We start from the raw sequence: 20,489 nt of genomic DNA on the forward strand, positions 1-20,489 counted from the left end.
GGTCCGGCCTCACCCGTTCTTGGACACGTTCCAGAACACGGTGATCGGGCTTTTGAGGAAGCCGCTCCAGTCGCTGTTCCAAGCTGCGGGGATACGGAACTGGCCGAGTGGGCCGACCACGCCTTCCTCTATGGCGATCTTCTGGATCTCCTTCGCGATCGCCTTCTGCTCCTCCACGGAGGAGGCCTTGGCATAGTCTAGCCGGAGCGCCGAAATCTCAGGCACGTCGGGCCAGCCCGCCCAAGACTCGCGTCCGTCCGTCGAAAGAGGCGTGTTCCCGAACGGATCGCCGCTTGTGGCCAGGATGCTGTACGTCGAGAAGATATTCCAGCCGCCTTCGGAGGGGGCATTCTGATTGCTTTGCTGAGCAGCCAGCGTCTGCCAGTCCATCATCTTCATCTGGACGTTGAAACCGGCCTTGCGGAGCGCGTCGCCGATCACGATTGGCTGGGGTACGACCATTGCGAGGTCGGTGGGCGCCATGATGACGACCGGAGTGCCATCATATCCCGCCTCCTCAAGCAGCGCCTTTGCCTTGTCAATCTGGCCATTCACAACCCACTCTTTGCCGTATTCGTCCCCGTTGACGTTACCGCATCCCATGATCGCTGCGCAGGTCTGGTAGTATTTGGGATTGCCCACCAACGCCTGCATCACGTCGTTCTGATCCACCGCCGCAATGGCGGCCTGCCGCACCAGCTTGTTGTCGAAGGGTGGGTAGAGCCAATTCATCCGGAAATAGGTCCAGGCGCCCAGCGGATCGAGCACATCGACCTTAATATCTGACGCGTTCTCGACCAGCGGCAGGAGGTCGAACGGCACCTGCTGGATGAAATCGACCTCGCCGCTCTGAAGGGCACTGACCGCAGTCATCTGGTCGGGCATCGTCAGCCATTCGACGCGATCGACCTTCACGTCCTTGCCGCCGGCCGTCCAGCTCGGAGGTTCGTCGCGCGGCACGTAGTCCTCGAACTTTTCATAGGCGACCTTGATGCCTGGCTGGAACTCATCCTCGACGAAAACGAACGGTCCCGAACCGATATATTCGTCGATCGGCTCGCTGGCTGGCGTTTCGGCCACGCGTTTCGGCATCATGAAGGGCGCGCGCGAGCTCATCTTCGAAAGGCCGGCCAACAGCAACGTCGTCGGCGTATTGAGCTCCACCTTGAAAGTGCTGTTGTCCACCACCTCGATGGCATCGACCATGGTCATGAGGGGTTTGGCCGTGCCGTCGATCTCGGCCCAGCGTTTGATCGAGGCGACGCAGTCTTCGGCGGTCACGGGAGCCCCGTCATGCCATTTCAGACCGTCGCGCAGCGTGAAGGTATAGGTCTTCCCGTCCTCAGAGACCTCCCAATCCGCCATTTGAGGTCGAATGTTGAAGTCTGAGTCCACGCCGAGAAGGGTGTCGTAGATCATGTATCCATGATCGCGCGTGATAAACGCGGTCGTCATGATTGGATCGGTGATCCGCAGACCGGACTGCATCACCACGCGGAGCGTTTCAGCTCCCGCTGCTGTCGCCCCGAGCGTGAGCGCGGCCGCCGCGACACCCGCCAACAGGCGGGCTCCTGTCATCCTGTTGAGTTTCATCGTCGGTTCCTCTGGTTGGGAGTCGTTTTTTTGTGGTCAGTCGCCCGCCGTCAGCCGTGTGATGGTCGTGGCGGGCGAAATATATTCGAGGCTCGTGCGCACGGTGACGACGACCGGACGCTCCGTGGCGGCAAGAGCGTCTTGGAGAACCGGGCGAATCTCCACAGCGCGATCGATCTGGAAGGCCTTCGCGCCGAAGCTCTCCGCCCAGGCCCGGAAGTCGGGATTGCGAAGATCGGTCATGGCGAGCCGCCGTGGAAAGCTCCGCTCCTGGTGCATGCGGATCGTGCCGTACGAGCCGTTGTCGGACACGATCAACACGGGGCTCGCGCCATATTGAACGGCGGTCGCAAGCTCGTTTCCCGTCATCAGAACGCCGCCGTCACCGGCAAAGCCGACGACTTGCCGGCCGGGGAACCGCAGGCTTGCCGCAACGGCGCCGGGCACGCCGAAACCCATCGCACCAGAGCAAGGGCCGACCATTCGCCGCTGCCCCCCAAAACGGATCAACTTCTGCACCCAGGCACCGAAATTGCCGGCATCGCTGGCGATGATCGCATCGTCGGCGAGTAGCGCATCGACTTCGCGCACGAGCGCACCGAAAACGACACCATCCTCGGCGTCGTCCAATCCCTCCCAACGACGCAGTCCGGCCGCCGTCTTCCGAAGTCGGCGGCTCCATTCGGCATGGCGTTCATCGGGCCGTTCAGGCGCGGCCGCAGCGAGCTGGAGCAGCACTTCGACCGGGTCTGCGGCGATCCCCAGCGCCAGATCGCGAAAGCTGCCGGTCTCGGTGGCGTCGGGCCAAACCTGGATCACCGGCTGGACCGGATCGGGTGCTGCGGGAAAACGAAAGCCCTGGCTGGTCACGTCTCCCAGCCGAGTGCCAAAGCCGAGGACGAGATCGCTCTGCAAAAGAGCGTCGATCAGCTCGGCCGGCGCGCCATAGGCCAGATGTCCGGCATATTGCGGATGATCGTTGTCGATGACGTCAACCTGACGCACCGCCGCGGCGACCGGGATCCCAAAACATTCAGCCGCCCGTGCCAGCGCTTCCCTTCCGCTGGGTGTCTGCAGAAGCCCACCGGCGACAATGAGCGGACGAGCGGCCGCGGCGATCCGCCGACACAATTCCTCAATGTCGTCTTGGGCGGCTGCCGCCCGGACCGCTCCCCGCAAAGGCACGTTCACGCTGCACGGCCCCTCCTCCAGCATGTCCTCAGGAAGTGACACGACGACCGGACCAGGCGTCCCGCTGCGGGCACGATGGAATGCGGTGGCGACGGTATCGGCCAAACGCCCCGGGTCATGCACCTCGGCGGTCCATTTGCACATCGAGCCGAAAACGTCCGCGTGATCGACCTCCTGAAAGGCGTTCATGCCGAGATGCGACCGCTCGACCTGACCCACGAAAAGGATGAACGGCACCGCGTCCTGCTGAGCGGTATGCACCGCGATCGCGGCGTTCATCGCACCCGGACCCCGGCTAACGAACGCAACCCCCGGCCGCCCGCACAGTTTGGCGTCCGCCACGGCCATGAAACCAGCGCCGCCCTCGTGGCGGGTTGTCACCACCTGGATCTCCCGCGCGTCCACCATCGCGTCAAGCACGCTCAAATAGCTCTCGCCCGGAACGCAAAACACACGATCCACCCCATGCCGGATCAGCGACCTGACAAGCAGGTCTGCGGCCCTGGTCATTCAGTCGCCCCCCTCTTGTCCGTCGCTTCCGCATCCGCGCGCTCCAGGGCGCGCAGAGATTCCGCACGCAGGTCTTCCGGCAGTGCGGTGAGCATCAGATCCACGGCGCTCCAAATGCGCTCCCACCCTTCTTCCGTGCGCAGAGGCACCCCCAGAAAAACGTCTTCCGTTTTGGCGCGCAGGGACAGGTAGAGGATGCCGGCCAACAGGACGCTGACGAATGCGGGCATGTCGACATCGTCCGTCAGCCCATCGAGTCGATTGATAAAGGTCCGGGCCTCGCGCTCGCGTCGTTCCCGCAGCCGGTCGCCGACTTCCGTGCGCTCGATGAGCTCCCACCGGCGGACTGCCGCAAGCGCCTGATCGTTTGCCAGCACCGCTTCTTGCTCGCGCAGCATGGCGCGGATAAGCGCGGCCGGGGTTAGGTTGCTGGTATCTTCCGAGCCCAGCATCCCGGCCTTGCTGCTCCAGTAGTCGCGGCCTTGCATCCACGCGAGCATCAGGCCTGGAAGCCCGTCGAAATAGCGATAGATCAGCTCCTTGCTGACTTCCGCCCGCTTGGCGACCACATTGACTCCGACGCTCTGCATCCCACCCTCGGTCAACTGCGCCTCGAGCGCATTGAGGATGGCTTGTTCCGTGTTCTTGCGCCGCGACATCGCCTAGATCCTCTCCACCGCAAAGCGGGCCTGACAGGCGGGATCTGGCGTAACGCAACCTTTCTCCAAACGAGCGAACACTTCCGAGAGACAGAGGCCTATTGGCTTTCCGTCCTGCCAAACAGGAGCCTGAGAATAGATCACGGTGGTCAAAGCCGGCTCGTCCGGCAGCCAAGGCTCGGCGCGATAAACTCGCGTCACACGGCCACTGCCATCGAGCTCGACCCTGTCCTCTGGCGCCGACGAGACCGGAACCGGCCCCGCCAGCTCGGCCAGGAACGAACGGGAGGGTGCGTCGGAGAGGCGGGACCAGACGATATCGCCGATAACCACCTCGGGCTGAAGGCCGGCGGCAAAGAAGATCGAATTGCACAACAGCGCGTAACCGCGCCCTTCCTCCAACCGAGACGCCTCGATCAGATCGCCGCGGCGCGCGACCCTTGCCGAATTGCCGAACCCAATGCGCCCATCCTGCGTGACCGCAATCAGTCCGAAATCCAGCTCGGGATTGTCCTCAAGTTCGGCCCGCACGGCCGCCGCCGGCGCGATGCCCCGAGACAGACGATCCAGCGCCGACACATTGACCGGCCGACCCGCCGCACCCATCCGGTTTGGCAGGCGATGGCCGGTGACCAATCCCAGCCCCGCACGGCCGACGAGGAACTGCGACAGCGGCTCCGGCCGGTTCGGTCCGCTGGAGATCACCGCTGCGCATTGCGCACCGCGATAGGTGTCCGCTCCGGGCAACCCCGCAACGCCGCCCTCTTGGCAGGCGACCTGATGGTGCTCGCCACGCTCGTCGAGGACTGAAAACACGGCAAAGCCACCGATCGCACCGCGACCGAGAATCTCGGTCGCCAACACGCCGTCGAGGACGGCGCGTCCTGCGCCCGGACCGTATGCCGCGATCCCTATCGTCATGACCGAACCACGCAACCTTCACCGAGAATGTGACCACCCAGTCACATAGCCTATGACATTCGCCAGACCTGTCAACAATTGCGTGCGGACAAAGCGCTGGACATCGCGTGCGGGGAGCGCGCGACGGTCGGATCAGCGCAAGCCCGGCTCTATTGTCGATTGGACGCCATCACGAACCGGCAGCCAGTAGAGCAGCGCGTTGGTGAAGGGGACCTGCAAAGGTGGAAAATGTCGGCCCTGGGGACGGCACACCGCACTCAAACGCCCTCGCCCCCTGCGTCTCGGCCATCCAGGGCTCCGGCCTGGCGTTCCAGTTCGCCGAGGAGCAGCCGGGCCGCCGGGAGCAGCTCGCTGCGCGGACGGCGGACCACCATGATTTCCCTTTGCCAGAGCGCTTCGGGGAGAGGCACCGGCCGCATCAGGCCGTATCGCTCCTCCACCTCGAAGACGATGCGCGTCATCATGGTGAGGTAGTCGTCTTCAGACACGATGGACTTCAACGTGTGGACCGAATTCGTGGCGACGGTCGGGGTCGGCGGTTCCAGCCCACGACGTCGAAACAGGTCGTTAAATCCGTGCCAGATGGCGTTGCCCTTTTCCGGCAGCGCCCAGCGATAGTCGCCGAGATCGGCCAGCGTCAGATCCGCCTTGGAAAAAATCGGGTGCTCCGACCGCGCCGCGACGCAAACCTCCTCTACGCCGAGCGGCACCATCACGACACCGGGCTCTGCATCCACCTGAAGCCGCCCGATGACGGCGAAATCCACCGTTCCGCGCACCACTGCCTCGAGCATCTGATCACCCGCGCCCTCGATCACCCGGATCTGAATGTTCGGCGCGGTGCGATTGACGTCCAGGAGCGCACTGCGAAATAGGCTTGCCACGACGCTGGGCACGAGGCCCACCCGAACGACGCCGGTTGCAGCGCCGCTGAGCATATGGATCTCTTCCACCACCCGCGTGGTCTCGAACTCCATCATCTCCGCATGACGCTGGAGCGCACGCCCGAACTCGGTCAGCACCATTCCGCCGGGAAGGCGACGAAACAGCTGGGCGCCGAGCGTTTCTTCCAAGCGCTTCAGCGACCGGCTAAGCGCCGGCTGGGTCATGCCCGCCGCCTGGGCGGCGCGGTTGATCGTCCCCAGACGCGCGATGGCCAGGAAGGCCGAGAGTTCGCGATGATTTAGCAGCATTACAAAATGTTATAATATGCGCTTCATTATGCAATAGCCTCGCCGGGATGGCCTAGTGTTTACTTTCCTCCGTTGCTCCATGGCACGTGCGCAAACCGAGGAAAGGCTCCCTTGTCGGACGAAATCTATCCCGGCTACACGCAGGCGGAACTGGATCGCGCCTATACCCAGAAAGAATGGGCGGCGAACATGGACGCCATCCTTAAGCGCTGGTCAGCGTCCGCCCCTGAAGCAAAGGCCGGCCACAGCGGCTATGCCGCGTTTTCCTACGGGCCCCACCCCGATGAGCGGATCGACGTCTTTCCCGCCGACGGGTCGCTGATCCACTTCCACGTCCATGGCGGCGCTTGGCGCGGTCAGGCCAAGGAGGACAGCGCCTTCCTCGCCCCCTCCATGGCAGCCGCGGGCGTGACGTTGGTCCTGCCGGAATTCTCCAAGCTGCCTGGCGTGCGCATGCCCATCCTCCTGGAGCAATTGAAGCGCGCGCTCGCGTGGACACACCAGCGGTTCGTCGCGGAGGGCGATGCTACCGGGATCGTGATTTCCGGACACTCGTCGGGTGCGCATCTGGCCGCGCTGCTGGTCGCCGAAAACGGCGCGGAAGAGCTGGTTCCGGCCGAAGCGCTCCGGGCCCTCGTCTGCATCTCCGGCTCCTACGACCTCGAGCCGGTCATGCTGAGCCTTCGGCGCAGCTATATCGATCTCAGCCCGGACGAGATCACCGCGCTGAGCCCGATCCATCGCATCGCCGACATGCGCCTGGCCGCGCATCTTTTCTATGGCGCGGACGAATCGCCGGAATTCCGCCGGCAGGCCTGCGCCTTCGCGACGGCACTCGAACCGGCCGGCAAACTCGCCGGCTGCACCGAGATCGCCAACGTCAATCATTTCGAGATTCTCGACGTCCTCGCCGATCCCAGCTCCGAGATCGGTCGACACGTCCACGCCATCCTGGCCACGTCCCAAATTTCAACCGATGTTTCGTTCCGCGCCGCGCGCGGCGCCGATGCCACGCTCGGCGCCAACGGAAGCTGACCGACAGGAGACACGCCATGCGCCCCCGCCTTCGCCACATCGCCCTCAGGGTTCAGGACCTGGAAAAGTCGGCCGCATTCTACCAGGAGATCTTCGGCTTCGAGCGCGTCGGTCAGGAAGAAATCCCGATCGGCGCGGCCGTCTACCTCAGTGACGGAGTGATCAACCTGGCGCTGATCAAATATTTCGGCCAGGAGGGTGCCGCCACGGAAGACGCGGTCGGCAGCGTGGGGACCGATCATTTCGGCGTCCAGGTCGACGATATCGATGCCATGCGCAACCGCATCGAAGAGCTGGGCGGCAGATTCTATTTCGATCTCGGCGACGCCCGGAAGGGCAATTTCGAGCGCAAGTTCAAGGATCCCGATGGGATCGTGTTCGACATTTCCCATCACGGCTGGCTCGGTACGGACAGCCGCACGATGCCGGAAGACCACGAGTGATTTCGGAACGACCGGGAGATCGGCCATGAAAGCCATCATCGTCGGCGCAGGCATCGGTGGACTGACCACCGCGCTCTTCCTGCACAAATACGGGCTCGACTGCGAAATTTACGAACGGGCGCCGGAGATCCAGGAACTCGGCGTCGGCATCAATCTGATGCCGCAGGCCATTTCCACCTTCGAAGAGATCGGCCTTCTGGGCGATATCGAGGCCGAAGGCATCACCCCGGAACACCTCTACTATCGCACCTTTTCCGGACTGACCGCCTGGGACGAACCCCGCGGACGAGCAGCCGGCCTACCGGTTCCGCAGATCTCGGTCCACCGGGGACGGCTGCAGGCCGTGCTCTACCGCGCATTTCAGGCGCGCGTGCCCGGCGCCGTCCATACGGATCGCGGGTTCGTCGGATACGAGGAGACGGACAGCGGCGTTACCGCGACCTTCCGGTCCGCGGACGGGACCACCCATACCGCGACGGGAGACATCCTGATCGGAGCGGATGGCATTCATTCCGAGCTGCGCCGCATCCTGTATCCCGAGGAAGGCTCGCCGCGCTGGAGTGGCCGCGTCATGTGGCGCGGCACGGCCGACTGGCCGGCCTTCGGAGAGGGCAAGACCTTCGTCATCGCCGGTTCGATCGATACGCGGCTGGTGCTGTTTCCAATCGCCAAGGGCGACACGCCCGGCACGTTGCGCACGAACTGGGTGCTGGTCCACCGCGCGGCCGACGATGGCACGGCCTTGCCGCCCGCACAGGATTGGCAGGGCAAGGCCGACCGCGCCAAATGCCTGGAGGCGCTGGAGCCGTTCGACCTGCCCGACCTCGACATCCGAGCGCTGGCCGAGGCGACGACCGACATCTTCGAGTTTCCGATGTCGGATCGCGATCCGCTGCCCCGATGGAGCGTCGGACGGGTCACCCTGCTCGGCGATGCCGCGCACCCGATGTATCCGTTCGGCGGCAACGGCGCCGCCCAAGCCATTCTGGACGCCAAAGCGCTGGCAGGTGCTTTGGCGGCGGAGAGCGATCCAGTCGCCGCCCTCGCCAACTATGAAGACGAGCGCCGGGAGCGGGTCTACCAAGTGGTCATGACCAACCGCCAGGGCGGCCCGGAGCGAGTTATCGACATGGTGGAAGCGCGGATTGCTGCGGAAGGGATCGCCCCCGCCGACATCCCGCGCGAAGAGCGTGCCGAGATCGTCCACGGCTACTCACGGCTTGCCGGCTACTCGCCGGAGCAACTCAATCGGGCGGCCTCCTAGAGCCTTTTCCGCTCGGATGGAACCATCCGAGCGATAAAAAATGGCTCCAGCTTCAATAGGTTGAGCAAGTCCGTTTCGTCCAAATTGGGTCGATTTGAACGGGATGGGCTCGCTGATATGGCCAACCGAACAGGAGCAAAATTCCGCGCTCAAAATATATGCATAATTCATAACATTTGATCATGAAAATACAGCAAAATCATATAGTTATGAAAACAACTGAATAGCAGAGCGGACAGAGAGACACCCTGCCCGCTCCCTGACGCGGCCTTGTGACGGCACCGCCCCATGCAGGACATAGCCAGCACGATCTCCTCAAACGACTCCACGGCTCTGCTCGATCAGCCAATCGCCGATCTGGTCGACGCGGTGGCGGACGAGCGGACGTCGTGTTCGGCGCTCGCGGAAGCCGTGCTTGCACGGATTGCCGCACAGGACGGTCAGATCAAAGCCTGGACGCATCTCGACCCACCACAGGTGCGCGCCAGCGCGGAGCGGCTTCAGAGAACACATCCGCCCGGCCCGCTGGCCGGCGTGCCGATCGGGATCAAGGATTCCATCGACACCTGCGACATGCTGACAACTTATGGCTCGCCGATCTACTCCGGCTATCGGCCACGGGCGGACGCCGCCTGCGTTGCGCTTCTGCGCGCAGCCGGTGCGCAGATCGTCGGCAAGACAGCGCTGACCGAGTTCGCAGCCCCCTATCCCGGACCGACCTGCAATCCGCACGATCTGGAGCGCACGCCCGGCGGCTCCTCCAGCGGATCGGCGGCCGCCGTCGCCGCCGATATGGTCCCCGTCGCCTTGGGGAGCCAAACCATGGGCTCGCTGATCCGGCCGGCGGCCTATTGCGGAATCGTCGGCTTCAAGCCGAGCTGGGGCCGGATCTCGCCGGCCGGAATGAAATCCCAGGTGGCCGATTTCGACCATATCGGCGTCATGGCCCGGCGCGTGGACGACGCGGCCCGCGTGGCGGCGCTGATTGCGACCGTCGATGCATCCGCCTGGCAAGGCCGGTTGAGCGCGCCTCCGCGTTTGGCGCTGTTTCGCGGCCCCGCGCCGGAAATGGCTGAGCCTCCGGCGGTGGTCGCGCTCGACCGAGTGGCGCAACGGTTCGCCGAAGCCGGCGCCGCAATAGGAGACGTCCCAGACGACGCACTGCTACAGGCGGCCTGCGACGCCCAGATCAAACTTCTATGCTACGAGATGGCGCGCTCGATGGTCTGGGAATGGCAAACCCATCGCGAGCAGATCAGCCCGCTGCTGCAGAGCTATATCGAGACCGGCTGGAGCATCACGCCGGACACCTACAAGTCGGCATCCGGTCAGGTCGCGGCCGCCCGGGCCAGGGTGGCGGATCTGTTCGGTCAGGCCGATGCGATCCTCACCTACAGCGCTCCGGGCGAAGCGCCGCACGGCCTCCAGAACACCGGCGACACGATCTTCAATCGGCTTTGGTCTGTCCTGCGGCTGCCGGCCATCACGCTTCCGGCCGGCACCGGACCGAACCGGCTGCCGCTGGGTGTGCAAATCGTCGGCCGCTACTGGGACGACGCCCGCTTGCTCGCCGTCGCCCGCTGGGCCGAGGCGGTGCTTTCACAACAATAAATCCACCAGAGAAACCAACCGGGGACCTTCCGTGACAACCATCCATCCATCCGAACGACGTCGAAGCCTTCAGCGCCTGTTTCCCATGGTCGCCGCCGCGCTAACGCTGACCGCCGCGGCTCCGGCCACCGCCCAGGAGCTGGAGAAGACCGAGCTCAATGTCGCGATCCTACCGACCATGGACTATGTGCCGGTGGTCATCGCGATCGAGGACGGCCTGTTCAAGGACGAAGGCCTGGACGTGACCTATCAGGTCACCACCGCACCGGCCTCTCTCAACGGGGTGCTCGGCGGCACCTATGATTTCGCGGGCGTCACCTGGTTCGCGTTTCTGACCGCCTACAATCGCGGACTTCCCCTGGTGGCGGCGAGCGAGCTCGACCGCGGCACTCCGGGCTACGCCACCATCGCGGTCAAAGGCGACTCTCCGGTGAAGACGCCGGAAGATCTCATCGGCAAAAAGGTCGGGGTGCTGTCGACCAACGGCGCCTGCGATCTCACGCTGAACGATGTCCTGCTCAAAGACGGCAAGGACTATCAGTCGATCGAATATGTCGCGCTGGGCGTACCGGAACTCGTTTCGACCTTGATGACCGGCGGGATCGATGCGGCTTGCCTGCCCGAGCCGCTGCGCACTCCGGCCATGGCCGATAACGACCTGCGCGATGTCCTGGACCTGTTCACCGGCCCCTACGAGGACATGCCGATCGTCGGCTATTCGACGACCACGCGGTTCCGCGACCAGAATCCCAACACCTTCGCCGCTGTCCAGCGCGCGATGACCAAGGCTTTGGAGGTTGCCCACACCGATCCCGACCGCTCCCGCGAGGTGCTTTCGGTCTACACGCGTGTCGGCCCGGAAACGGCCAAGACCGCCGTCCTGCCCACCTATCCCACGGGAGGCGGCATAGGCGACTTGTCGGTGGTGGCCGATTTGATGGATCAGCTCGACGTGATCGACGGCCCGGTGAAGGTTCCCGAGCAATGACCGATCTGACCGGCACCGCGGCGGCCGCCAGGCGTGCCTCTGGCGCCGGCCGATCCTTGCCGAGCCTGCGGATGCCCCCGCAGGTTCGGAAGATCCTGCTTGGCCTCCTCGGCGGGGCGGTTCTGATCTCGTTATTCGAGATCCTGACGCGTTTCGCCGGTGTGCCCGAGCAGTATCTCCCGCACGCGACCGGCGTGGTCGTGCGGTTCGTCGAATTGGCCTTTGATCCCGTGTTTCTGAGCGATGTGGCCGCCACGTTGTGGGCCTGGGCCCTCGGAATCGCGATCGCCCTTGGTCTGGGCGTCGCCTTCGGGCTTTGGCTCGGCCTCTCGCCCACCGCTCACGAGATCGGGCTTCCGATCGTCAACCTGCTGCGACCAATCCCCTCTGTTTGCATCATCCCGCTCGCGATCCTGGTGATCGGGCAAGGGCTGGCGATGAAGCTCCTTCTCGTGAGCTACGCCGCGCTGTGGCCGATCCTGATCAACACCGTCTATGGCGTGCACGGGGCCGATCCGGTCGCGACCGACACGGCCCGTTGCTTCGGCCTGCCGCGAGGCGCGATCCTGCGACGTATCGTGCTTCCCCAAGCGGCACCGATGATCTTCACCGGGCTGAAGATCTCCGCCTCCATCGGTCTCGTCGTCCTGGTCAGCGCGGAACTGCTTGCGGCAACCAGTTCCGGGATCGGCGCTTTCATCTTCCGTGTCTCGTCGAGCGGCGGTCATATGGACTCCGTGCTCGCCGGCGCCGCCTATGCCGGAGTGCTGGGCGTGATCGTGAACGCAGGCCTCGCCGCGCTGGATCGGCGCTGGTTCGGTTGGAGCCGCCGGGAGGCCGACACATGAGCGCCATCGACACCCCAGGTCCCGGCGCATCGGGTGCTCTGGCCGGCCGCCTTCTGAGCCTGCGGCGCTACAGCGGGATCGTGACGCTGGTGATCCTTTGGCAGCTTGCCACCATGTGGGCCGGCTCCTTCTTCTTCCCCACCCCGCTGACCATTCTCCAGACCGCCGGCGAGCTGTGGTTCAGCGGCGACCCATCCCACTTCTTCCTGACCGACGCCGTGTTCCGGGACGTGCTGCCGAGCCTCGGCCGGTTGCTCGCCGGCTGGGCGATCGCGGTCGTGTTGGGCGTCGCACTGGGCCTTGCTATCGGCGGTTTCCGGCGATTGGCCGAGGCCGCCCAACCGGTGCTTGAGTTCCTGCGCGCCCTGCCGAGCCCGGCACTGATCCCGGTTTTCTTGATCCTTCTGGGCACCGATTCCACCATGCGCATCACCCTGATCGTGATGGGCTCGCTCTGGCCGGTGCTCTTGAATAGCATCGAGGGGATCCGCACGCTGGATCAGGGCCAGACCGACATGGCCCGGGTGTTCCGCCTGCCACCGCACGCCCGTCTCTTCCGCATCGTGTTGCCGGCGGCCATGCCGCATATCTTCGCCGGCATGCGGGTCTCGCTTGCGATCGCCATCATTTTGATGGTCGTCAGCGAGCTCGTCGCCAGCTCGAGCGGCATCGGCCACGCCATCATCGACGCCCAGAACACGTTCCAACTCGCCGCGATGTGGGCAAACGTGCTGCTGCTCGCGCTTCTGGGCATATCTCTGAACGGCCTGTTCTCGCTGGTCGAGAACCATGTGCTCTATTGGCACCGGGCAGCCAGGAGACTTGCGAAATGACCTCATCCGACCAGACGTCCGTCCTCAAGGTGGACAAGCTCCACCATGCCTACACGCCGAGCAGCGTCGCGATTGCGGAGCAAAGCTTCGAGGTGAACGCGGGTGAGTTCGTTTCGATCGTCGGTCCGTCGGGTTGCGGCAAGACCACCTTGTTGAAGATCCTCGCCGGCCTGCTCAAAGCCACATCCGGAGAGGTCGCCCTGGAAGGACGGACGGTTACCGATGTGCCGGAAGGCCTGGCGATGGTGTTCCAGGAATACAGCCGTTCGCTGCAGCCCTGGCTGAAAGTGCGCGAGAACATCGAGCTGCCGCTCAAATATCAATCGATCGACGCCGCCGCCCGCAAGGACCGTGTGGACGAGAGCTTGGATGCCGTAGGTCTGACTGGGGCTGCCGACCGCTATCCCTGGCAGCTCTCCGGCGGTATGCAGCAGCGGGTCGCGATCGCCCGCGCCATCGCCTACCGGCCAAAGCTGATGCTTATGGACGAGCCGTTCGCCTCCGTCGACGCCCAGACCCGCGCCGATCTGGAGGACCTGGTGCTCGACGTGCACCAGAAATTCGGGATCACGACCCTCATCGTCACCCACGACATCGACGAGGCGGTCTATCTGGCCGATCGAGTGATCGTGCTGTCCACCTCGCCGAGCCGGGTGATCGCGAACATTCCCGTTCCGCTGCCGCTGCCGCGCGATCAGATCGAAACCAAGGAGCGGGAGGATTTCGTGCACATCCGCTCGGAAGTCGCGACCTTGATCCGTCGCCCGACAGCGACGCGGGCAGCCTGACTCCGGTCAAGCTCGCGGCGCAGGCGGCAGCACCTCCACATCAAGGACGACCGGTCCGGTTTGGGCGGCGGCAAACGCTTGCGCGAGCGCGGCATCCAGTTCCTCGACGCGCCGCACCGGGCCGAACGCCTGACAGCCATGGCCTCTGGCGATGGCGAGGAGGTCCAGCGGCGGATCCTCCAGCGCCATCCCGATCGTCTTGTTCTCCACCGGCCGATTGCGCCGGCGCGCGACGGCTTCCTGATGCTCCACGTCGTTGTAGAAGGCGCGGTTGTTGTTAACGACGAAGAGCGCCGGCAGTTTCTGGGCAGCCGCTGTCCAGAGCGCCTGGCTTCCCATCGCAAGATCGCCATCGCCGAGAATGGCGACCGGCAGCCGTCCCGTGCCTTTCAGAGCGAGTGCCGCACCGACCGTGATCCCGGGGGTGGAGCCGATGCCGCCGCCACCATCGTAGCCGATACAATCGAGCGGATGGGTGAAGCGCACCTGCGCATCGGGGAGACCGAAGGTAAGCCGCGTCAGGCAGACCGGCTGGTCTCCCCGCGCGCGATCGAAGGCATCGGCAAGGGCGGGAAGCGTGATGGCACCGGCGGTCGGCCAGTTCGGTTTCGGTGAGGGCGGAATGGTCCAGGCCGACTGCGCCGCACTCTCCAAAAGGGGCAGCAACGTGCGGGTAAAGACCTCCGGCCGAATCGGTAGACGGAGGTCTGCCTCCGGATAGGGAAAATGGTCGAACGACCAGCCATTGTGCAGGCGCTCGTCGGGAGAAACCACGATGGTCGCCAGACCCTCCCCGCGATCGGGTCTAAGGCCGAGGAGGCCTTTCAGATCCGGCCAGTCGAGCGAGATCACCAGATCGGCCTCGGCCAGAAGCTTGGCCGTGCGCGCATCGGGATACTGGGCCGGAGCGGCAATGAAGGCCGGATGATCGCTCGGAAAGCCCACGCCGCACTTCTGATCGCAGAGCACTGCGGCACCGATCGCTTGCGCAAGCGCGATCCGATCAGCCCAGGCTGCCTCACTGCGCTCATGCCGTCCGACAAGCAGCAATGGCCGCTCGGACCGGGAAAGCATATCTCTCACCCGTTGCAGTGCCGCCATGTCGAGGCCTGCTTCGGCGGGCGGCGCATAGCGGGCGAGCTCGGGCGGTGCCGGCGCCGTCTCGATCGGATCTTCCTGCAGGCCGGTATCGAGGCAGATATAGACCGGCGCGGACGGCACGGTCCGCGTTATCGTCCAGCCGCGAAGCAGTGCCTCCTGCGCCGCGGCGACAGAGACCGGCTGATCGTCCCATTTCACGAAGGACCGAACCATCGCGGCCTGGTCGCGGCTGGTGTGGATCCACTCGATCCACGGCCGGCGCCGGGCCGCATCGACCGCCCCTGTCGCCCCAAGAATGAGCATCGGCACGCGATCGGCCCAGGCGTCGTAGATCGCCATCACCGCATTCATCAGCCCCACATTGGCGTGAAGCACGACGCCCATCGGCTCGCCTGTAACCTTGGCGTAGCCGTGAGCGATCGCCACCGCCTGGGCTTCATGCAAGGTGAGGATCAGATCCGGCGCCTCAGGAGCCGTCCGATTGACCAGGCTGTCGTGCAGTCCGCGGAAGCTCGCACCGGGATTGATTGCCAGATGCGGCACGCCGAGGACCTGCAGCAGATCGGCGATCACATCGCTGCCGTAGGCGGGGGAATCGGAAGCGGTCAAGTTGGAAGCCTTATGGAAATAATCTCTTTTAGAACTGTAGCTTAAATGTCTATTGTTAGATACAATTATATCTTCTGAAGAGGCAGATCGATGGCAAAGGCGTCGGCACGCGAGGCGTTGAATCTCTACCGACGGGTGGAAGCCGTTCTGAGGGATCAGATCGCAGACGGCGCGTTCGCGCCCGGCATGCGAATGCCATCGGAAGCCGCCCTTCAGGCCGCCCACAAGGTGAGCCGCGGCACGATCCGCCAAGCACTCGATGCCCTGGAACGCGACCACCTGATCGTGCGCCAACCGGGCCGGGGAACGTTCGTCCGCACCCGACCGTCCGGTAAGCAAGGGCGGCCGCGCCTTCCAATGCCGGAGGCGCTGGGCGCGGCGTCACGCGCGCGCCGACTGCTCAGAACCGGGGCCGGCCCCACGCCACCGGTCGTGCGCGAGATGCTGGACCTTTCGCACGGGCGCGATTGTCCCTTCTTCATTCGGACCTCGGCCGGCGGACAGCGGCCGGTCGCTCTCAAGCGCTATCTGCATCCCCGCCTTGCCGAACACCTCAAGGGCGTGGCGGAAGCGGAGGATTTCGAGGCCCGTCTCGCAGAGGTCATGGGACAGCCCGTCGCGCTCGGACCCGTGTGGGCGGAGGCGATCCTGGCCGAACCCCGCTTTGCAATGATGCTCAAGACCCCGCCGGGCGCGCCCCTGCTCTCGCTGTGGTGGGTCAACAACATGGGTGGGGCGCCGGTCGCCTGCAGCCAGATGCTTCGTCCCGGTGCCGATGCCGGCATTCTCGTCAGCAATCCGGACACCCCGGCATGAGCTACCGTCCCGAGACGGCCGCGTTCCGAAGCTTCGCCGCAGCTCGCGCCCGGTTTTCTCCGGACTACGGCCCCCGAGATTTCCTGGAGGAATGTCTTGCCGCCCTTGAAGGCCAGGAAGGCGCAGTCAAAGCGTTCGTCTCCTTCGATCTCATTGCTGCGCGCGCGGCGGCCGATGCCGCAGCGGACCGCTGGCGCCAAGGCCGGCCGCTTTCCGAGCTCGACGGCCTGCCATTCGCGGTAAAGGATTGCTTCGACGTCGCCGGCCTTCCGACCCGCGTCAACAGCCCGGTTTTCGATAACGCCTCACCCGCCGCGTTCGACGCCGCCCATGTCGCCGCCCTGCGTGCAGCCGGCGCCTACGTCCTCGGCAAGACCGTCACCACCGAATTCACGATGGCGCTTCCCGGCCCGACGCGAAATCCTTGGAACACCGATCACACGCCCGGTGGTTCCTCTTCAGGCTCCGCCGCGGCCGTGGCCGCCGGGATGCTCCCGCTTGCGACCGGAAGCCAGGTGCGCGGCTCTGTGATCCGGCCCGCCTCGATCTGCGGCGTTCCCGGCTACAAGCCGACCTTCGGCGCTCTCAACGTCCAAGGCGGCGTTGACCCCTCGCCGGGACTGAACCATCTCGGCCTTCTCGGCGCGACATTCCGCGATATCTGGGAGAGCGCCTCCATCATCGCCCGCGGCGTCGGCGGAGATCCGGGCTACCGCCCGTTTCGGCCGGGTCCGTTCCCCGAACCGAAACAACCGACCCGGCTGGCGCGGCAATACACCATTGGCTGGGAAAAGACCGACGCGCGCTCCAAGGCCGCCTTCGAGGATTGGCTGTCGCACTTGCAAGACGCCGGCGTCGAAATCGTGGAACCGGAGGCATCCCCCGAGTTTGCCGCCTATGAGGCGGCGACCGCCCGCGCCCAGGAGTTCTTCTTCGATTTGTTCTGGGAGATCCGCTGGCCCTGGCTGGCAGTGCGCCAAGCGCATCCGGCGCAGTTCAGCCACGTGATGCATCGCCATCTCGACAGCGCCGCCGCCCTCACGCTGGATGACTATCGCGCGGCGCTGGACCGACGCGATGCCCTGCGCGCCCTGCATCGCGCGCTGTCGGGAAAGGTGGACGGCTTCGTGACGCTGGCCCATATCGGCCCGGGACAGCACGGCGACCCGGAGGTCGGCACGCCCTGGTACAACGACGCCTCGTCCGCCGTCGGCGCACCGACCGTGAACCTTCCCGTCCTGTCCGTGGACGGCTTGCCGCTCGGGGTTCAGCTCATGGGTTTCGAGCATGAAGACGCGGCGCTGTTCCCGGTCGCCCAACACCTCATGTCGCTTCTATGATGGGCAACAGCTCCGCGACCGGACGCGCCGGGCGAAGCAATCTGCCGTGAAACCGCACCCTATTTCATTTCCAGGATGCTCTCTTTCTGTATTCTCTCGGCTCGCTACGACTGAAAGAGCGCGTCGTCGGAGGCGAAGCCCTTGAACTCGAGCGGATTGCCCGAGGGATCGAGAACGAACAGGGTTGCCTGTTCTCCCGTTTCGCCCTTGAAGCGCACCTTCGGCTCGAGCACCCAGCGCGTGTCGGGGTTGGCCTTCAGTCGATCGGCGAGAGCGGTCCACTGCTCCATGGTCAGCACGACCCCGAAATGGGGGATCGGAACGGCATCGCCGCCAACCACGCCCGTTTCGTCGCCCGCAAGCGACGTAGGCCTCAAATGCGCGGACATCTGATGGCCGTAGAGATCAAAATCAATCCAATGGCCAGGGTCTTCGCGCCCGATCCCGCAGCCGAGCACATCGCGGTAGAAGGTGCGCGTCTCCTCCAGATCGGTCACCGGGAAGGCAAGATGGAACGGGCGGGCTTTGTCCTGAACAGTCATGCTTTCTCCTCAAGTCTCGGCTTCACCGGGAGAGATAACGGCTCTCCGCGCCCGTTCAATTGCGCTATACTCATGGCTCCATTCCGAAAATGCACGATAGATCATGTTGCATACGCGCTCTTCCCGCGTCCTCGCCGCCCTGCCCCTTTTCGTGGCCTGCGCCCGGTTCAAAAGCTTCACGAAAGCCGCCCACCATCTGGACCTGACGCAAAGCGCGGTAAGCCGGCGCATGCAGGCGCTGGAGGCGGAAATCGGCACGGCACTGTTTTCTCGGGACGGCCGAAGTCTCGCCCTGACGCGTGACGGGGAGCGATTCTGGGACTATGCCACCGAGACCATGCGCCGGCTCGAAGCGACGACGGAGGGCTTCGCCGAAAGCCTTCCCGGCATTCTGCGGATCGGAACCTTGCCCTCCATTGGCGCCATGTGGCTGACGCCGCGGCTGGGCCGCTTTCTGGACACGCACGCCCACGCGGCGATCGAACTCGTCACCATCGACGCGGATTTCCGGACCGACCGTAAGGATCCGGTGACCTGGGACCCTGGCGCCATCGACGCCGCCATAAGCTGGGGACACGGCGGCTGGACTCCTCTCACCTCTCAACGCCTCATGCCGGAGACGATGCTGGCTGTGGCGAGCCCGGACTTCAGCGCACACCATGGGCTTCAAGCGCCATCCGATGTGGCGCGGGTTCGTAGGCTCAGCCACACCACCCGCTCCCATGCATGGGCCCGCTGGGCCGCGCGCCACGGCATCGGCCTGGAGACCGACACGGCCAACGCGCTCGCATTCGAGCATTTCTTCATGGTGCTCGAGGCTGCCCGTTCCGGGCTCGGCGCCGCCCTGCTTCCGGAAATCCTGGTCCGAGACGATATGGCATCCGGCCGGCTCGTGGCCGTTCCTGGCGCGGATTGGCGAACCGGGGCGAGCTATTGGTGCGTGTCCCGACCGGCCGCTGCGGGCGCGCCCCTCCTCTCCGCGTTCATCCGCTTTCTGCAAGCTGCGGCGGACGATCGTCCCCCATCCGCCGCGACGCGGGAATAATAAAAGAAAGGGAATAGTTTATTCGATCTTTCCATTGGTCTGATTAATCGAGCCCATGCGAGGCTTCCGTTCATGACCTCGGTCGCGGTTGGACGTTCGCAGGAGATCCCCATGAACATGCTTAAACCGATCACTACGGCAGCTTTCTTCGTGATGACCGCCTACGGCGCCCAAGCCCAGGATGTCGGCACCATTCGCGTCGCCGAGGCCGATACCTTTTCGGGCGAGGACCTGATCCAGCTCATTGCCTATGAGCGGGCTCGGGAACGGGGCGTTGATATCCAGCTGTCTTCGCTGCGCGCGGACGACATCGTGTTTCAGGCCGTTTTGAACGGTCAGATCGATATGGGCGTCGGCGATTCCTACGAGCCGATCGTCAATCTCGACGCACCGGTCCGCAACATCTACCAGATCCGCAAGCTCGCCTATATCCCAGTGGCCGACAAGACGATCTATCCCGACTGGGACGCGCTCGACGGCGAGCAGTTCGTCGTCCATTCGCGAGGATCGGGCACCGAAACGCTGGCTCAGATCATCGAAGCCAACAAAGGGATCGAGTTCAGCCAGATCAGCTACGTGCCGGGCTCCGAAGTCCGCGTCGTCGCCATGCAGCAGGGCAACATCAAGGCCACCTTCCTCGACATGGTCAGCTCGAAGGTCCTTCTGGATAGCGATCCGGACCGGTTCGGCCGACTGCCGATGGACGGCGTCGACGCCTCCGATTCCACGCTCTACGCCAACACCGACTTCCTGGCAAAGAACGGCGAAGCCGTTGAAATCCTGCTGGAGGAGTTGTTGAAGGCAGCCAAGGCAACAGTCGCCGACCCGTCCTGGCCCGCCGCACAACGCGAAGAGCTGGGCCTGCTGCCGGATCTTACGGCCGAAGAGGTCGCCGAGATCACGCCCTATTTCCAGGATGCGGTCGAGGCCGGCATCTTCCCGACGAACGGTGGCGGCGAGGCGGCAGCCAAAGCCGACATTCAGTTCCTCGCTCAGGCTGGTAAGCTGGAGCCCGCGATCGCGAACAACCTCGAGACGGTCTGGGATTTCGGCCCGCTCAATGCTGCGCTGAAGACCGTCGACAGCAGCAAGTAGGCCGTTCCCGGATTGAGAATGCGCCCGGACCTGTCGGGCGCATTCGACCTGCCGGTCGCAAGGC

At 64.6% G+C, this 20,489-nt stretch carries 19 protein-coding genes; 12 read left to right on the forward strand and 7 right to left on the reverse strand.

The features are described from left to right. Positions 1-9 precede the first annotated feature (9 nt). From HNS03_RS00335 to HNS03_RS00355, 5 genes are all read right to left on the reverse strand, one after another. A complete protein-coding gene (locus tag HNS03_RS00335; RefSeq protein WP_367192216.1) occupies positions 10-1,560 on the reverse strand; it encodes an ABC transporter substrate-binding protein in 1,551 nt (516 codons plus the stop codon). A gap of 69 nt (positions 1,561-1,629) precedes the next feature. Then, on the reverse strand, positions 1,630-3,294 hold the full coding sequence (locus HNS03_RS00340; RefSeq protein ID WP_367192217.1) for a thiamine pyrophosphate-dependent enzyme: 1,665 nt from the start codon (positions 3,292-3,294) through the stop codon (positions 1,630-1,632). After that, complete coding sequence (locus tag HNS03_RS00345) at positions 3,291-3,953, reverse strand: TetR/AcrR family transcriptional regulator (RefSeq protein WP_367192219.1); 663 nt, start codon at positions 3,951-3,953, stop codon at positions 3,291-3,293. The genes HNS03_RS00340 and HNS03_RS00345 overlap by 4 nt, the downstream gene beginning before the upstream one ends. A gap of 3 nt (positions 3,954-3,956) precedes the next feature. Continuing rightward, positions 3,957-4,874, reverse strand: a complete 918-nt coding sequence (locus HNS03_RS00350; RefSeq protein WP_367192220.1) for a hypothetical protein — start codon at positions 4,872-4,874, stop codon at positions 3,957-3,959. Positions 4,875-5,131: 257 nt separating this feature from the next. Continuing rightward, positions 5,132-6,067 (reverse strand): LysR family transcriptional regulator, encoded by a 936-nt coding sequence (locus HNS03_RS00355; RefSeq protein WP_367192222.1) that lies wholly within the window; start codon positions 6,065-6,067, stop codon positions 5,132-5,134. A gap of 111 nt (positions 6,068-6,178) precedes the next feature. On the opposite strand from HNS03_RS00355, the gene HNS03_RS00360 reads away from it, so the two are divergent. The 8 genes from HNS03_RS00360 (at position 6,179) to HNS03_RS00395 (ending at position 13,877) form a co-directional block, all read left to right on the forward strand. Further along, positions 6,179-7,102, forward strand: coding sequence for an alpha/beta hydrolase (locus HNS03_RS00360; protein ID WP_367192224.1), 924 nt, complete (start codon positions 6,179-6,181; stop codon positions 7,100-7,102). A gap of 17 nt (positions 7,103-7,119) precedes the next feature. Further along, complete coding sequence (locus HNS03_RS00365; RefSeq protein ID WP_367192225.1) at positions 7,120-7,545, forward strand: VOC family protein; 426 nt, start codon at positions 7,120-7,122, stop codon at positions 7,543-7,545. Positions 7,546-7,570: 25 nt separating this feature from the next. Next, the gene (locus tag HNS03_RS00370; protein ID WP_367192227.1) at positions 7,571-8,809 is read left to right on the forward strand and encodes an FAD-dependent monooxygenase; all 1,239 of its coding nucleotides are present in this window, start codon (positions 7,571-7,573) and stop codon (positions 8,807-8,809) included. A gap of 288 nt (positions 8,810-9,097) precedes the next feature. Then, entirely contained in the window at positions 9,098-10,420 is a 1,323-nt protein-coding gene (locus tag HNS03_RS00375) for an amidase (protein WP_367192229.1), read from the forward strand. 31 nt (positions 10,421-10,451) lie between these two features. Beyond that, complete coding sequence (locus HNS03_RS00380; protein ID WP_367192231.1) at positions 10,452-11,408, forward strand: ABC transporter substrate-binding protein; 957 nt, start codon at positions 10,452-10,454, stop codon at positions 11,406-11,408. Next, positions 11,405-12,256 (forward strand): ABC transporter permease, encoded by an 852-nt coding sequence (locus tag HNS03_RS00385; protein ID WP_367192232.1) that lies wholly within the window; start codon positions 11,405-11,407, stop codon positions 12,254-12,256. Before HNS03_RS00380 ends, HNS03_RS00385 begins: the two co-directional genes overlap by 4 nt. Then, a complete protein-coding gene (locus HNS03_RS00390) occupies positions 12,253-13,089 on the forward strand; it encodes an ABC transporter permease (RefSeq protein ID WP_367192234.1) in 837 nt (278 codons plus the stop codon). The genes HNS03_RS00385 and HNS03_RS00390 overlap by 4 nt, the downstream gene beginning before the upstream one ends. Beyond that, positions 13,086-13,877 carry an ABC transporter ATP-binding protein gene (locus tag HNS03_RS00395; RefSeq protein WP_367192236.1) on the forward strand — a complete coding sequence of 264 codons (792 nt, stop codon included), beginning with the start codon at positions 13,086-13,088 and terminating at the stop codon, positions 13,875-13,877. Before HNS03_RS00390 ends, HNS03_RS00395 begins: the two co-directional genes overlap by 4 nt. Positions 13,878-13,883: 6 nt before the next feature. Here HNS03_RS00395 and HNS03_RS00400 read toward each other — a convergent pair whose 3' ends face one another. After that, positions 13,884-15,587 carry a thiamine pyrophosphate-binding protein gene (locus tag HNS03_RS00400; protein ID WP_367192238.1) on the reverse strand — a complete coding sequence of 568 codons (1,704 nt, stop codon included), beginning with the start codon at positions 15,585-15,587 and terminating at the stop codon, positions 13,884-13,886. A gap of 90 nt (positions 15,588-15,677) precedes the next feature. Here HNS03_RS00400 and HNS03_RS00405 point away from each other — a divergent pair, with 90 nt between their 5' ends. Further along, on the forward strand, positions 15,678-16,403 hold the full coding sequence (locus HNS03_RS00405) for a GntR family transcriptional regulator (RefSeq protein ID WP_367192239.1): 726 nt from the start codon (positions 15,678-15,680) through the stop codon (positions 16,401-16,403). Continuing rightward, positions 16,400-17,743 (forward strand): amidase family protein, encoded by a 1,344-nt coding sequence (locus HNS03_RS00410; protein ID WP_367192240.1) that lies wholly within the window; start codon positions 16,400-16,402, stop codon positions 17,741-17,743. Before HNS03_RS00405 ends, HNS03_RS00410 begins: the two co-directional genes overlap by 4 nt. 104 nt (positions 17,744-17,847) lie before the next feature. On the opposite strand, the gene HNS03_RS00415 is transcribed toward HNS03_RS00410, so the two are convergent. Further along, the gene (locus HNS03_RS00415; RefSeq protein ID WP_367192241.1) at positions 17,848-18,285 is read right to left on the reverse strand and encodes a VOC family protein; all 438 of its coding nucleotides are present in this window, start codon (positions 18,283-18,285) and stop codon (positions 17,848-17,850) included. A gap of 103 nt (positions 18,286-18,388) precedes the next feature. Between HNS03_RS00415 and HNS03_RS00420 the strand changes: the two genes are divergently transcribed. Continuing rightward, a complete protein-coding gene (locus HNS03_RS00420; RefSeq protein ID WP_367192243.1) occupies positions 18,389-19,330 on the forward strand; it encodes a LysR substrate-binding domain-containing protein in 942 nt (313 codons plus the stop codon). A 111-nt stretch (positions 19,331-19,441) separates the two neighbouring features. Next, positions 19,442-20,425 carry an ABC transporter substrate-binding protein gene (locus HNS03_RS00425; RefSeq protein WP_367192244.1) on the forward strand — a complete coding sequence of 328 codons (984 nt, stop codon included), beginning with the start codon at positions 19,442-19,444 and terminating at the stop codon, positions 20,423-20,425. Positions 20,426-20,489 lie beyond the last annotated feature (64 nt).

Source organism: Amorphus sp. 3PC139-8 (genome assembly GCF_040750475.1).
In the GTDB taxonomy this organism is placed as follows: Bacteria; Pseudomonadota; Alphaproteobacteria; order Rhizobiales; family Amorphaceae; genus Amorphus.

Bases quoted from the DNA above. Each gene is read 5' to 3' on its own strand.
- HNS03_RS00340 (WP_367192217.1), bottom strand. From the start codon at position 3,294: ATGACCAGGGCCGCAGACCTGCTTGTCAGGTCGCTGATCCGGCATGGG.
- HNS03_RS00345 (WP_367192219.1), bottom strand. From the start codon at position 3,953: ATGTCGCGGCGCAAGAACACGGAACAAGCCATCCTCAATGCGCTCGAG.
- HNS03_RS00350 (WP_367192220.1), bottom strand. From the start codon at position 4,874: ATGACGATAGGGATCGCGGCATACGGTCCGGGCGCAGGACGCGCCGTC.
- HNS03_RS00355 (WP_367192222.1), bottom strand. From the start codon at position 6,067: ATGCTGCTAAATCATCGCGAACTCTCGGCCTTCCTGGCCATCGCGCGT.
- HNS03_RS00365 (WP_367192225.1), top strand. From the start codon at position 7,120: ATGCGCCCCCGCCTTCGCCACATCGCCCTCAGGGTTCAGGACCTGGAA.
- HNS03_RS00370 (WP_367192227.1), top strand. From the start codon at position 7,571: ATGAAAGCCATCATCGTCGGCGCAGGCATCGGTGGACTGACCACCGCG.
- HNS03_RS00375 (WP_367192229.1), top strand. From the start codon at position 9,098: ATGCAGGACATAGCCAGCACGATCTCCTCAAACGACTCCACGGCTCTG.
- HNS03_RS00385 (WP_367192232.1), top strand. From the start codon at position 11,405: ATGACCGATCTGACCGGCACCGCGGCGGCCGCCAGGCGTGCCTCTGGC.
- HNS03_RS00390 (WP_367192234.1), top strand. From the start codon at position 12,253: ATGAGCGCCATCGACACCCCAGGTCCCGGCGCATCGGGTGCTCTGGCC.
- HNS03_RS00395 (WP_367192236.1), top strand. From the start codon at position 13,086: ATGACCTCATCCGACCAGACGTCCGTCCTCAAGGTGGACAAGCTCCAC.
- HNS03_RS00405 (WP_367192239.1), top strand. From the start codon at position 15,678: ATGGCAAAGGCGTCGGCACGCGAGGCGTTGAATCTCTACCGACGGGTG.
- HNS03_RS00410 (WP_367192240.1), top strand. From the start codon at position 16,400: ATGAGCTACCGTCCCGAGACGGCCGCGTTCCGAAGCTTCGCCGCAGCT.
- HNS03_RS00415 (WP_367192241.1), bottom strand. From the start codon at position 18,285: ATGACTGTTCAGGACAAAGCCCGCCCGTTCCATCTTGCCTTCCCGGTG.
- HNS03_RS00420 (WP_367192243.1), top strand. From the start codon at position 18,389: ATGTTGCATACGCGCTCTTCCCGCGTCCTCGCCGCCCTGCCCCTTTTC.
- HNS03_RS00425 (WP_367192244.1), top strand. From the start codon at position 19,442: ATGAACATGCTTAAACCGATCACTACGGCAGCTTTCTTCGTGATGACC.